At 70.4% G+C, this 12,900-nt stretch carries 14 protein-coding genes; 4 read left to right on the top strand and 10 right to left on the bottom strand.

Features of this window, described 5'->3' with window-relative positions; all coding sequences use genetic code 11:
* Position 1: 1 nt before the first annotated feature.
* The 5 genes from ACFWPT_RS01595 to ACFWPT_RS01615 form a co-directional block, all read right to left on the bottom strand.
* A complete protein-coding gene (locus tag ACFWPT_RS01595; RefSeq protein WP_380424486.1) occupies positions 2-1,345 on the bottom strand; it encodes an FG-GAP repeat domain-containing protein in 1,344 nt (447 codons plus the stop codon).
* A 1,119-nt stretch (positions 1,346-2,464) separates the two neighbouring features.
* Complete coding sequence (locus ACFWPT_RS01600; RefSeq protein ID WP_331743240.1) at positions 2,465-2,746, bottom strand: hypothetical protein; 282 nt, start codon at positions 2,744-2,746, stop codon at positions 2,465-2,467.
* A gap of 178 nt (positions 2,747-2,924) precedes the next feature.
* On the bottom strand, positions 2,925-3,371 hold the full coding sequence (locus ACFWPT_RS01605; RefSeq protein WP_380377147.1) for a nitroreductase family deazaflavin-dependent oxidoreductase: 447 nt from the start codon (positions 3,369-3,371) through the stop codon (positions 2,925-2,927).
* A gap of 280 nt (positions 3,372-3,651) precedes the next feature.
* Positions 3,652-4,215, bottom strand: coding sequence for a hypothetical protein (locus ACFWPT_RS01610; protein ID WP_380478669.1), 564 nt, complete (start codon positions 4,213-4,215; stop codon positions 3,652-3,654).
* Between the two features lie 114 nt (positions 4,216-4,329).
* Positions 4,330-4,845 (bottom strand): MarR family winged helix-turn-helix transcriptional regulator, encoded by a 516-nt coding sequence (locus ACFWPT_RS01615; RefSeq protein WP_380478671.1) that lies wholly within the window; start codon positions 4,843-4,845, stop codon positions 4,330-4,332.
* Between the two features lie 168 nt (positions 4,846-5,013).
* On the opposite strand from ACFWPT_RS01615, the gene ACFWPT_RS01620 reads away from it, so the two are divergent.
* Positions 5,014-6,213 carry an FAD-dependent monooxygenase gene (locus ACFWPT_RS01620; protein ID WP_380478673.1) on the top strand — a complete coding sequence of 400 codons (1,200 nt, stop codon included), beginning with the start codon at positions 5,014-5,016 and terminating at the stop codon, positions 6,211-6,213.
* A 137-nt stretch (positions 6,214-6,350) separates the two neighbouring features.
* On the opposite strand, the gene ACFWPT_RS01625 is transcribed toward ACFWPT_RS01620, so the two are convergent.
* Positions 6,351-6,914, bottom strand: a complete 564-nt coding sequence (locus ACFWPT_RS01625) for a DoxX family protein (RefSeq protein ID WP_380478675.1) — start codon at positions 6,912-6,914, stop codon at positions 6,351-6,353.
* A gap of 292 nt (positions 6,915-7,206) precedes the next feature.
* Entirely contained in the window at positions 7,207-7,788 is a 582-nt protein-coding gene (locus ACFWPT_RS01630; RefSeq protein WP_380377158.1) for a TetR/AcrR family transcriptional regulator, read from the bottom strand.
* Between the two features lie 84 nt (positions 7,789-7,872).
* Between ACFWPT_RS01630 and ACFWPT_RS01635 the strand changes: the two genes are divergently transcribed.
* Positions 7,873-8,754, top strand: coding sequence for an SDR family oxidoreductase (locus ACFWPT_RS01635; RefSeq protein WP_380478677.1), 882 nt, complete (start codon positions 7,873-7,875; stop codon positions 8,752-8,754).
* A gap of 111 nt (positions 8,755-8,865) precedes the next feature.
* On the opposite strand, the gene ACFWPT_RS01640 is transcribed toward ACFWPT_RS01635, so the two are convergent.
* Together ACFWPT_RS01640 and ACFWPT_RS01645 are read right to left on the bottom strand one after the other, a co-directional pair.
* On the bottom strand, positions 8,866-9,753 hold the full coding sequence (locus ACFWPT_RS01640) for a DUF4240 domain-containing protein (protein WP_380478679.1): 888 nt from the start codon (positions 9,751-9,753) through the stop codon (positions 8,866-8,868).
* A gap of 138 nt (positions 9,754-9,891) precedes the next feature.
* Positions 9,892-10,521: an isochorismatase family protein gene (locus ACFWPT_RS01645; protein WP_363620733.1), complete on the bottom strand. Its 630-nt coding sequence runs from the start codon at positions 10,519-10,521 to the stop codon at positions 9,892-9,894.
* Between the two features lie 239 nt (positions 10,522-10,760).
* On the opposite strand from ACFWPT_RS01645, the gene ACFWPT_RS01650 reads away from it, so the two are divergent.
* Positions 10,761-11,228 (top strand): MarR family winged helix-turn-helix transcriptional regulator, encoded by a 468-nt coding sequence (locus ACFWPT_RS01650; RefSeq protein WP_380478681.1) that lies wholly within the window; start codon positions 10,761-10,763, stop codon positions 11,226-11,228.
* Between the two features lie 88 nt (positions 11,229-11,316).
* Here the strand turns inward: ACFWPT_RS01650 and ACFWPT_RS01655 are convergent, their stop codons facing one another.
* A complete protein-coding gene (locus ACFWPT_RS01655; protein ID WP_380478683.1) occupies positions 11,317-12,057 on the bottom strand; it encodes a GAP family protein in 741 nt (246 codons plus the stop codon).
* A gap of 180 nt (positions 12,058-12,237) precedes the next feature.
* Between ACFWPT_RS01655 and ACFWPT_RS01660 the strand changes: the two genes are divergently transcribed.
* A complete protein-coding gene (locus tag ACFWPT_RS01660) occupies positions 12,238-12,828 on the top strand; it encodes a hypothetical protein (RefSeq protein WP_380478685.1) in 591 nt (196 codons plus the stop codon).
* Positions 12,829-12,900 lie beyond the last annotated feature (72 nt).

The following is a 12,900-nucleotide window of genomic DNA, read 5'->3' on the forward strand; positions in this document are numbered from 1 at the left end:
GCTACCAGCCGGTGCCGATGCTGGTGCGGTTGCCGAAGGTGTTCTGGCCGGTGCCGGGATAGAAGTACATGTCACCGGTGGATCCTTGCGGAGCCTGGACGGCGGCGATGTCCGACTTCCCGTCGGCGTTGAAGTCGCCGCCGATGAGGTCGCGCATGATGTTCCAGCCGGTACCGGCGTTGACCGGCGCTGCGAAGGAACCGGCGCCGTTGCCCGGATAGACGTACAGATTCCCGTCAGCAGTACCGACCGCGGCGATGTCCGACTTCCCGTCACCGTTGAAGTCACCGCTCGCGAATTTACCCAGGGTGTTCCAACCGGTACCGGCGTTGATCGGCGCTGCGAAGGAACCGGCACCGTTACCCGGATAGACGTACAGATTCCCGTCAGCAGTACCGACCGCGGCGATGTCCGACTTCCCGTCACCGTTGAAGTCACCGCCGATGAGGTGGTCCAGGTTGTTCCAGCCGGTGCCCGCCAACCACGGCGTGCCGAACGCGCCGGCGCCATTGCCCGGATAGACGTACAGATTCCCGTTGGCGGTGTTCACCGCGGCGAGATCGATCTTCCCATCGCCGTTGAAGTCACCCGGCGTCACATTGCTCACCGTGTCCCAACCGGTGCCGATCAGACTCCGCTCACCGAACGTACCGACACCGGTACCCGGGTACAGGTACATCTTCCCCGTCGCCGCATCCACCGCCGCCAGATCGGTCTTCCCGTCACCATTGAAGTCAGCCGACGCAAAACCCGTCATCCCCACCGGAATAGCGGGGCTCTGACCGATGGCGTTGACGATCTTCTGCGCGTCGGCCGCCTGACCCTGGTAGAGGCTGGGATAGGCCGACTGCTGGACACCTTGGCAGACCTCGCCGATCGACTTGCTCTGCCACGTGTTGTTCGGATACGTCGAGAGCATCGCGCTGATGAACTTGCGGGTCGTCGTCGCCGGGTCGAGCCGCTGCGCGGTGGTGCCCCACGAGGCCCGCTGCTGGAACAGGCCGACGCTGTCGTGGTCCTCCATGTTCGGGTTGTTCCGCAGGGTGGATTCCACGACCGCCGTGGTGATCGCGATGACCTCCGCCTGCTGCGGTAAGCCGTTGGCCCGCACGGTGTTGACGATGGCCCGGGCGCAGGACATCCGGTACGCGTTCATCGCGTTCCGCAGGCTGCCGGTGAGCTGTTGGTTCAGTTGGACGGCGGCGGTGGTGTCGGCGGAGGTGACCGTGCCACAGGACACATCGGGCAGCGCCGCGTGCGCGGGGCTCGTCGCAACCATCGTCCCGCCGGCCAGGACCCCACTCACCGCGAGAAGTTGCAGGGCGTTGCGCACAGTCCTCTTCATGGTGAAACGTTTCCTTCGTTCGCAGGTCGGATGTGTCGTGGCCAGAGATCTGGGCCACGACAGGTCTCAAGGGCAGTGAGGGAATTCGCCTTCGACCGTGCGCCGGACAGGGCATGGACAAGCCCGGCGCGCAACACGTGAGAGCAGAGTGAGAACGCCCCGGATCGACGACCGCCCCGGTTCGGCGACCGCCCCGGCCGCGCGGCGCCATCACGGCGACGGGCGCGGCGCCCGGGCCGGTGACGTGCGGGTGGGCCCGAAGTGGGCTGCTACCGCCGGCCCATGGTGTCGGTGCACACCAGGGGCGGCGCCGGAAGCGGGGTGGCGGTGACGAGCGGGGTGACGAGGGCGGCGACCGCGGCGGCCTTCGCGATGCGGGTGCGGATCATGGCAGGGCTCCTTCGGGACACACGCGCAACAGGGAGTGGTCCGGATCCGGTGCGTCCCGCGGTGACGCTGTCCCGGTTCCCTTTCGGCTGCTTGTCGCTGCCGTTGGGTACGATCCTGCCCGCCGGCCAGTGGCCCAACTAGGGCTCTGTGCTGGCCTGAACCGGCCTTGGCCCAAGCCGTCCACCGTGGTCGGATGCGGACGCCCATCGCCGCGGGCCGACGCATGCGGCTGCAGGGCGATCGATGTTCCGGAATGCGGCCGGTGACGGTTCGGACTGTGGCCTTGAACGAGCGATCGGCAGAATCAGCAGGCTATCTGACTGATCATCATCGCCCGGCGGATGCTCGCGGCCAAGGCCCGGTGAAGGCGTGCCAGGCCCGCGACGCGATATGCCAGTGGGGCTGTCCACGACGCCGGGCCCGGTCACCGCGACGGCGAGCACCGTGCCAGCCCGGCTGTGCGAGGCGGGGCCGGCCGAGGTGAAGGTCGAGTTGGATCGGGCAGCTGGTCGACCGGGCCCGCGTCACCGGCGCTGGAAGGCTCCGGCAGCAGATGACGCAGTAGCTCCTGGAGCCCGCCCTTGAGGGCGAGATGACGGACCACCCCGGCTACGAGAAGCACGACCATGCGGGGGCTGGCAGCGGGAAGTCACGCAACGCGGTCCGGTCGAAGACCGTGCTGACCGAGGTCGGCCCGACCGTGGCCGGGGGCCGACGCTTCGGGACCGTTCAGCGGGCGTCGGTCTCGTCGATCAAGTACTGGAGTTCGTCGAAGATCTGGAGCACGACGACGACCAGGACATGGTCGGCGACCATGAATTCCACCACGACGCCGGGCGCGGCGTAAGCCTTGCGCAGGTGCTCGTCGGGGCCGATCGGTGCCGTCGCCGTCTTGTGGTACGGGTCGCGGGCGAGAACACCCAGTGCACGCTCCAGCAGATCGCGACGTTCGGCGGGCAGGGCGTCGATCGTCGTCCTCGCCTCGACGGTGTACTGCACGCGGTACGTCATACCCGACACGATAGCCGGGACGGCGTCCGAACGGGGAACTGTCCAAGGAGAGGCCGGTGGCCAAGCTGCTGACCGCCCAGCTCTTCCAGGACCGCCCGACGGTTCGGCGCGGCAGGCCGAAGGGCTCGGGCGGGAGGGCGGTTTCTGGTGCTCCGGGCCCCGCCCGAGCCGTTCGGGGTCAACGGCCGGCGGTCTCCGGCTCCAGCACGAAGACGGGGATCACCCGGTCCGTCTTCGTCTGGTACTCGGCGTAGTCCGGCCAGACCTCGACCGCGCGGGCCCACCACAGCTCCCGCTCCGCGCCCTCGACCTCGCGCGCCGTCATGTCCTGGCGCACGGCGCCGTCCTGGAGCTCGACCCGCGGGTGGGCGACCAGGTTGTGGTACCAGGTGGGGTTCTTGGGCGCGCCGCCCTGCGAGGCCACCAGGGCGTACGTCCCCTCGTGTTCCACCCTCATCAGCGGGTTCTTGCGGATCTTGCCGCTCTTGGCCCCCAGGCTGGTGAGGACGACCACCGGCACGCCCCGCAGCGTCGTGCCCTCGGTGCCCCCGGAGCTCTCGTACAACGCGACCTGGTCGCTGACCCACTTCTCCGGGCTCGGCTGGTATTCGCCGCTAAGAGGCATGCTGTTCCCGTCCCACTCGATGAGGACCACCGACGGCCGACCTTGTGTCATCCGCCCCGAGGCCCTCGCTCCGTTCGGCCGCCTCCATGATTCACCACGAGGCCGCCGCCCGATAGGAGGCGACGCAACGGCGGGGCGCGACGGCGGGGCGTGCCGCCGCGGACCGGACCAACGGCGATCGACGGTCAACGGTGCGGCTGCGGCGGCCGGTTCGGGGCACGATCGTGAACTGCCCGGCAGTGGGGGTCCGGACCAGGCCGGACCCTCAGCGGATTTCGGGTCAGGGGCAGGTGACGTTGAAGGTGGCCTCGTGGGTGGCGGCCACGTTGCTGCCCCAGTTGCCGAGGATGTCCTTCATCTGGACGCCGTAGTAGGACCACAGCTTCCAGGTGCCGTTCTGGCAGGGGTAGGTGCTGCCGTTGCTCGCGGCACTGTTCTTGCCGGAGGCACCGGGGAAGAGCGCGTCCTTGGTCTTGATGCCGTCCGGGAAGGTGATCTCGTAGGAGCTGGGCTCCCAGATGCGGCAGCCGTTCGGCGGGTCCGCCCAGCCGATGATCTTCCACCAGCCGCACTCGGTCCACAGCGTCGGGTAGATCCCCCCGTCTCCGCTGTCGTAGAGGCACAGCCAGCTCTTCATCCGGCGGTCCTGGTTGCCGTTGTAGTCGACCCATTCACCGCAGTGCGGCTCGGCGACCGTACGCGTGGACGGGGCGGCCTGGCGTGGTGCGGGGGCGGCGGGGGCGGCGGCGGCAGTCGTGGCGGTGAGGGCGAGCGCACCGAGGGCGGCGAGGGCGGCAGTGCCCGCACGCACCCGTCGGGCGGGTCGGGGATGCGAAGTGATCATGGAGGCATGATGTCGCCGTCCGGGCCCTCCGATGCCGGCGGCCGCGGAGGTTTCACCCGAACGAGGTGAGGTGGGACGGGTTTTCGAGGTGCCGCCCTGACCGTTCAGGTGCCGTCACCTGCCGCCGCCGCCGTCGTCGAGGAGGGCCAGGCGGGCGATGACGTCGTCGGCCAGCTTCGCAAGCAGGCGGCCCAGGTCCCCGCGGTCCTGGTCCGGCCAGTGCGCTATCGCGTCCGTGAACCAGCCGATCATGGACGTCGCGTAGGCGTTCGCGGCCCTCGTTCCTTCAGTGGTCGCCTCGATGAGGCTGGCACGCCGGTCGTGCGGGTCGCCGACGCGGTGGACGAGGCCGCGCCGCTCCAGCGCCTGGACCTGTCGCGTGACGTGCGGGCCGACCACCTGCATCCGTTCGGCGATCTCCCCGATGCGCAGCGGCCGGTCCGCCATGTGCAGGGTCATGAGCGCGCTCAGCGCGGGGCGCTCCAGGGCGAGTCCCGCCGCCTCGGCCGCCCGTTCGGCCAGGCGTCCGCGGGTCATGGCGTTGCTCAGCTGGGCCAGCCGGGGCAGGGCCGCCCAGACGGCTGCCGCCTGCTCGTCCGCGCCGGGGTCGTCCGGCGAGTCCGCGGTCATCGGACCACCACCTCCACTTGAATACCTAACTTAGGTATCTATATCCTGGGGCTGCGCCCGCTCTCCGCGGGTGCACTGTGCCGTCCATAAAGATACCTAAGGTACGCATCTTCGGTGTGACCGCCAGGAGGCGACCGCCGGGCTGCGCCGCCAGGAGGAGAGCACACCGTGAACAACCACTCCGCGAACCGCAAGGTCCTCATCTCGGGCGCGAGCATCGCCGGCCCCGCCCTCGCCTACTGGCTCGACCGCTACGGCTTCGACGTCACCGTCGTCGAACGGGCGTCAGCCGTACGGGGCGGCGGGTACGCCATCGACATCCGCGGCGCCGCCCGCGAGGTCGTCGACCGCATGGGGCTGCTCCCGCAACTGCGCGCAGCCCACGTGGACACGCGCAAGCTCTCGTTCGTGGACGCGGACGGGGCGCTCATCGGCTCCGTCGCCCCCGAGGCCGTCACCGGAGGCGCCGCAGGCCTGGACCTGGAAGTACGGCGCGGCGACCTGGCGAGCGCCCTCTACGCCCCGCTCCGCGACCGGGTCGAGTTCCTCTTCGGCGACTCCATCGCCACCCTGGACGACCGGGCGGACGGCGTCGACGTCACCTTCGAAAGCGGCGCCCACCGCACCTTCGACCTGGTGATCGGCACCGACGGGCTGCACTCCAACACCCGCGGGCTGGTCTTCGGCCCCGAGGACGCGTTCCACCGCTACCTCGGCCACGTCTTCGCCGGTTTCACCCTCGCGAACGACCTGGGCCTCGCCCACGAAGGGATCATCTGGAACACGCCAGGCCGCGCGGCCGTCCTCTACGCCCACGAACCCGCCGACCACATACACGGGTTCCTCCTCCTCAAGCGGGAGGACGCCCCCGTCGACGCCATCCGGGACCCACAGGCGCAGCGCGAACTCGTCGCCGCCACCTTCCCCGAGCGCAGCTGGCACCTCCCGCGCCTGGTGGACGCGCTGCGCGAGGCCGACGACCTGTTCTTCGACGTCGTCAGCCAGATCCACATGCCCACCTGGTCCCGTGGCCGCGTCGCCCTCGCCGGTGACGCGGCCCACGCGACCTCGTTCCTGTCCGGCCAGGGCTCCAGCGTCTCGCTCGTCGGCGCCTACCTCCTGGCCGGAGAACTGGCCTCCCACGCCGACCACGCGGCCGCCTTCGCGGCCTACGAGCGCAAGGCGCGCCCCTTCGTGGAGCGGAACCAGGCGCTGGCCGCCTCCGGCGGCACCACCCTCATCCCCGGCACCCAGGACATGCTCGACACCCGCAACGCGGCCCTGCGCAACCCCACCACCTCGGCGGGCGCCGGGGGACGTGCCGCCCACAGCGACGTGATCCTGCCGGACTACGACCACGCCGGATGACGGCGTGCCCGCGTGCCGGGCTCAGCGAGTCGGGCGGTTCCGCGCTGCCCAGCGGCCACACCTGCTGAGGGATGCGACGGGTTGCTGGTCCCGGCTTCGCGCACGTAGTGGTGGTCCAACGCGGTGCTGACGCGGCGCTAGAGAGTCACCCCTTGCAGGGACAGCACGATGCCCGCGCCGATGCCGCCCATCCCCAGAGCGACGGCCGCACTCCACCACCCGCCCTGGCCCCACCGGAACGGGCGGTCCAGTGCCAGGCGTCCGGGGCCGACGGCGGAGACCGCGATCGCGATCAGCGCCAGGCACAGCGGGTACTCCATGCCGCCCTTGTCGGCCCACAGGCCTCTGCCCGAGGTGACGGACATCGCGTTGATCATCACCCCGATCACGGCGGCGGCGGCCAGCGGGGTGAACAGCCCGAGGGCGAGGCCCAGGCCGCCGCACAGCTCTGAGGCTCCTCCCAGCGTGGCGAAGAGGACGCCGGGCCGGTAGCCCAGGGCCTCGAAGCCCTTACTGGTGGCATGCAGACCGGCGCCACCGAACAGGCCGAAGAGTTTCTGGGCACCGTGGCCGGCCAGCAGCAGGCCGGCCAGCCGGAGCACCAGCAGGCCGACGTCGGCGGCGGACACCGGCGGCGGATGCGTGGAGGTCGGAGCGGCACTGCGGACGGAGGTCCGCAGCCGCTCGGCGGTCAGTTTCATGGCGAAGGTCTCCTCCCGCGCGCCGCAACCGCCGCGAGCAGGATCGCCTCTCCCGAGACGAGGCGTCGACGCGCAGATCAGATCGGCCGGGCGCGACTCGCGCCGCCGTCGACCAAGTCCAGGAACAGCCGGACCGACACCGCCTCGCCGGAGGCATCCGCGTGTCTCACCGATAACCCTCCGAGAAGGGAAGCCGTGATCCAGCACTCTCCGTATCCACTCTACGCGGCAGCAACCGGCGGCAGGATTCCTCGTAGCGGCCGATACGGGGCTCAGCGGAGATCGGCGGAGCTCAGTGGAGCACAGCGACTGCCGCGCGGAGTTCGTCGAACGCGGCGCGCGTGTGGGGCGCCAGCCCGCCGGGGTCCTCGTCGTGGCTGGGGTCGGTCCACCGGGCGTAGCCGAGCCTGAACGCGAGGACGCCGAGTTCGGCGGCCACCTGCGCCACGGGTTCCGCGACGTTCCGTCGCTTCAGCGCGTCGACCATCGCCGTGGCCATGCCGATGCACTTCAGCACGTTGCGCGCCTGCAACTCCGCGTTCGCCTCGATCGCCGCGTGCAGCAGCGGGCTGAGCTCGCGGTTGAACGACGTCATCTCGCCCGATGCGCGCTCGAGTCCGGCCGCGACGGCCGTCATCGGCGTCGCGTCCGCGGGGGCGCCGTCGATGCCCTCGGCCAGCAGACGGCTGAGCGCCGTCTGTCCCATGGTGAGGATCTCGCGCTTGTCGGTGAAGTGGCGGAAGAAGGTGCTCCGCGTGAGCCCTGCCCGCTCGGTGATCTGAGCGACGGTCGTTTCGTCGTAGCCCTGCTCGGCGAACAGGCCTAGCGCAGCCACGACCAGGCGCTGTCGGGCATCGGGTTTCCATCGCGGCATGTTGCCAGTCTAGATGACGGGACAAGTGTCGCATCGCGTCGTACAGTGATGGGACAACAGTCGCATCACTCCTCGGAGCTCACCATGCGCGTCTTCATCACCGGCGGCACAGGCCTGATCGGCTCTGCCGTCGTCGCCGAACTGCTCGCCGCAGGCCACCTGGTCACCGCCCTCGCCCGATCCGACGCCTCCGCGGCCGGCGCGAAAACCGCCGGCGCCGACGTGCTCCGCGGCGGGCTCGCCGACCTCGACGTGCTGCGGACCGGCGCGGAACAGGCGGACGGCGTCATCCACCTCGCCTTCAGCAACGACTTCAGCTCGCCCGACGCACTCGCGCGAGGGATCGCCGAGGAGAGCGCCGCACTCGCGGCCCTCGGCGACACCCTCGTCGGCACGAACAGGCCTCTCGTCACCGCGTCCGGCACGCCCCTCGTGGCGGGACGCGCCTCGACCGAGGAGGACCCGCTGCCGCTGGACGGCCCCGTCAGCGGACGCAGCCTGTCGGTGAACCGCACACTCGCACTCGCCTCACGCGGCGTGCGCAGCTCGGCGGTACGGCTGCCGCGCACGGTCCACAACCAGGGCCAGGGCGGGTTCGCCGGGCTGCTCACCAACATCGCCCGCGGCACCGGCGCCGTCGGCTACCCCGGAGACGGCGCGCAGCGCTGGCCCGCCGTCCACGCGCTCGACGCCGCCGCCCTGTTCCGGCTCGCCCTGGAGAAGGCCCCGGCCGGAAGCGTGTGGCACGCCGTCGCCGACGAAGGCGACGCGGTACGCGACATCGCCGCGGTCATCGGACGGCGGCTCGGCCTTCCGGTCGAGCCGGTGCCGCAGGAGAGTTTCGGCCCCCTCGGCCCGGTCTTCGCGGCCGACCAGCCTGCCTCCAGCGCTCACACCCGCACCGCCCTCCGCTGGAAGCCGACGCGCCCGGGCCTGCTCGCGGACCTGGAGAACATCGAAGCCTGAGCCGCCCGCCTGGCTGCCGGACGGACCCGCAGCCGCCAGGGAACCCGGCCCCGCTCGCCCGCCGAGCGGGGCCGGGGCCTGCGGCGAACGGTGCTCTGCGACAGGCGGCGCTCAGCCGCGCAGCTCGGGCCAACCGTCCGCGTTCGAACAGGACTCGTAGTCGTAGCGGGTGAGCCGGTCCCACTCCGTCCCGGTCACCTGCTCGAACGCCTCCTCGTGCACGTAGAGCAGCGGTTCGCACTGTCGCGCGGTGAACGGAGCGAACCGTTCGGGATCGTGGAACATGCTCTCGTACACGTCGCGGCCCGCAGCCACGACCGCAGCTCGCGCGTACAGGAAGTGGTCGCTCGACTGAGGGAACGGCGAGCCGTCGGGCAACACCGCCCCGGTGATCGGCAGCGTCCCGAACTGCTCCTGGTCCAGGCGGTGCAGCGCCTCGGCGAGACGCTCGCCGAAGCCGATGATCTGGCCCAGCGGCTCGCATGCGAGAACTTCGACCAGACAGGCGCAGGCGGTTTCGAGGTGCTCGCACGTCTCGATACCGGCCCCGCCCCCGAGGACCTCGATCAGCTGCCAGAACCGCTCCCACGTCATCACCGGCAGGTCGAGGCCGAGGTTGCCGTCGACGTCACTTCCCGCGGACGGTCCGGCGCTGCCCGCCTCACCTCCGCCCTGCCCGTCCGCGTCCTCGAACGGCTCGTCATTCCACCGGAACCAGGCCCTGTCGCCCTGGATGTGCAGCAGGAACTCGGCGACCGGGCCCGAGGGCGAGAGCATCGACACGGTGCTCGTGATCTCGTCGTACGCGTCGTCGAAGGCCTCCCAGTCCTCCGCCTCGGACAACGCGAGCGAACGGGCGAAGAGCGGCTGGACGGCGGGGAACGCCGTTCCCGGCACGAAGCGCCCGTGGAGCCACGGGAAGTCCGTCTCCTCGACCACGATCTCGCCCACCAGCTCTTCCCCGCGCACCAGACGCCAGACCCCGCCCTCAAAACCCATCGCACACAGCCCTTGCCACCCGTTGCCGTCCTCTTCTGCCCGGCAGCATGCCAGCTGGTACTGACAGGCGACGGGGCGAGGCACATCCCCCCCGCGGTGTGGGTCGGCGATGGCCGGGTGAGGTGGGTACGCGGGCCGTTACGCGGGGCGGGCGGCCGCTGAGATCTGGCCGACCAGGACGGCGAAGGGCATGTCGAGGGCGGCGTAGAGGTCGCCGGCCTCGGGGGCGGCGTTGTCGGCCAGGGCCTCGACCATGAGGGTGGCGTAGTCGGAGACGGTGACGCCCGCCTGCTGCATGCGCAGCAGTCCCGCCTCGCGCTTGGCCTGGCTGAAGGTGCCGGAGGCGTCCACGGCGACGTACGCGTGGTGCCCGGCGGCCGTCGCGGCGATCGCGGGCAGCGCCGCGCACACTTCCAGGGACACTCCGGCGAAGATCAGCTTCTGCCGCCCGGTGGCTTCGATGGCTTCGCGGACCCGGCCGTCGTGCCAGGCGTTGACCGTGCTGCGGTCGATGATCCGCTGTCCGGCCGGCAGGGCCTGGACCAGTTCCGGGGTGGTCGGCCCCCACATGCTGTCGGCCGCGGTGGTGGTGACGACCAGCGGGATGCCGAGCACGGTCGCCGCGCGTGCCAGCGCCACCACGTTGTGCTTCAGCTCGCCGAGCGGGATGTCCCGGACGCCGGACAGCAGGCCCACCTGGTGGTCGACCAGGACCACGGCGGCGTTCTCCCGGGTGACCGGCTCCAGGAACTTGCTGTGCTCACTCATCGTGCGCTCCTTCGGGTTGAACCACGGCTCCGTTGGCGGCCAGTAGTCACTAATCTTGATAGTCAAGATTAGTGACTACTTTGACGCTATACCCCTGCCCCCCGGGGCGCAAGCACTGGTCAGGGCGGGGCGCCGGAACGCCTGGGGTGCCGCCCGAGCCCACCGGGCGGGCGACTAAAGTTGCTGGTCACAGGGCGGAACGCGGGGCGGGCCCAAAGACGGCGGAAGCGGGAGAGGCGTTGAGCGGACACCAGGCGGCGGAACCGGACCTCGGCGTGCTCGCCGCCCGGGTGCTCTTCTCCGTCCAGCGCGAGCTGTTCACCGTGCTCGCCGAACAGGGTTTCGACGACATCCAGCCCCGCGCCGGCGCCGTGCTCGCCTACCTGCGTACCGACGGCATCCGCGCCAGCGAACTCGCCCGCGCCTCCGGACAGCACAAGCAGGTCATCGGGACCCTCGTCGACGACCTCGAACGCCTGGGTTACGTCGAACGCAGACCCGACCCCGCGGACCGCCGCGCCAAACTGATCCACCCCACCGAACGAGGCCTGCTCCAGATGGCGGCGGCCGCCGCCATCATGCGCTCGATCGAGGAGCGCCACGCGAAGGCCCTGGGCGCGCGGGAGTACGCCGCCTTCAAGGCCGCCCTCCACCGTGTGGCCGATCTCCAACGCGGGACCCAGCGCGAGACCCGGCGCGAAACCTAGGCAGTGCCGCACCCTGCCGGTCGGCGCGACCTGACGCCTCCAAGGCCACGAACATCCGCGCCAGGAAAGGGATTCACGGAGCAGCCTGTCAGGACGTGAGGACGGAGACCCCGTCTCCGAACAGCTTCAACCCGAGGACGAAGAACAGGACCGCCATCACGGCGACGTTGTGCTGGGCTGCCCAGTTCTTCCAGTTACCGAGCGTGATCTGGGCTCGCTCTCCCCCGAGCAGGAAGACTCCCAGTGGGGCCAACAGGCCGAGGGTGGCGATCACGACGAAGATCGCCAGTGAGGCGATCTGCTGCCCCACCGGCAGTCCGGCCGAGCCGATCGCGGCGCCCGCGGCGAGGGTCAATGGGGCGTTCTTGGCGTTGAGCGCGGACAGGGCCAGTCCGAGTGCGAGGACCTTGACCGGCGTGAGGCGGTCGATCGCGCTCATCCACTTCGGCAGCTGGGCCTGCGACGGATCCTTCGGGCGCCGGTGCCATTGCCGGGCGCCGAAGAGGACGAGGAACAGGCCCAGGGCGAGCTTGAGGACTCCCACCCAGGTGGCCGGGTGATGGTGGGCAGAGGCGCCTGCGGGGGAAGCGATCGCCAGCATCACCGCGCCCAGCGCCGAGAGTCCCAGGATCCAGCCGACGGTGAAGAGGACTCCGTTGAGGCGTCCCCGAGGCGTGGCGAGGATGAGGATGATGGCGATGATCGGGAGTGGGCTGATCGCGACGCCGGCGGCGAGACCCAGGACGTCACCGAGAACTTTGCCCATGATTGCCTCCAGAGGGGAGTCAGAGCGCGTGACGACGACGAACCCGGCAGGCCCGTCTTCCATGATCCTCCGCTCCGACGACGCTGTCCTCGTGAGCTTCTCGGAACTCCGAGGGCCTCGGCCTGTCCGTTGCCCGGTGGTGCCCCCATCGCGCTCGGGTCAGGATGAAGAGGTGAGGGCGATGGCGCCTCATGTTCGGGCGGTCGGCGTCCCTCGCACCGACCACGGCAGGAGGACGTCACCATGACCGCGACGACAGGCGCGACCCAGTCGGCTCACCCCGAGCGCCCGGGCAGGTCGGATGGGGTCTGCAGTGAGTTCACCGTCTTCACCAGGATCAAGCCGGGCCATGCGGATGCGCTGCGTAAGGATCTCGCGACGCTCGCCGACGCGGCGCACGACGAGAGCGCCCATGCGGCGGTGCGCCAGATCGGCACCCTGCACGACGCACGGCACGTGATCTTCGACGACGACACCCGGTTCATGTTCGCCAGCGTTTTCGACGGCTCCTGGGACACCTACATCGACGACTTCGCCCAGACGGTGGTCGGGTCCCGCTTCGACAAGATCTTCTCGCACAGCGAAGGGTTCCCCGGCGTCGCCGATCCGGGAGTGAAGGACTGGTTCGTCGCCCACCAGGAGCCCGCGAGGGTCTTCGTCAGCGCCTACCCCGACCTCACCGTCCAACAGATCTACAAGGACCACCGCGTGGACGACGCGTTCCAGGAGGTGCTGGACACCCCCCAGTTCCGGGCCGCGCTGGACAACCCGGCCAACGCGGAGCTGGTGGCCACGCCGGCCTTCCAGAAGCTGCTGGAGGAAGCCTCGGCCTAGGGCGTGTCTTCAAACTCCCGCCTGCGCGCCGGCGTTGGGGCACGCACCTCGCCGCGTTGTCGTCAGTCGCCG

This window comes from Kitasatospora sp. NPDC058478, assembly GCF_042720345.1.
Lineage (GTDB): Bacteria > Actinomycetota > Actinomycetes > Streptomycetales > Streptomycetaceae > Kitasatospora.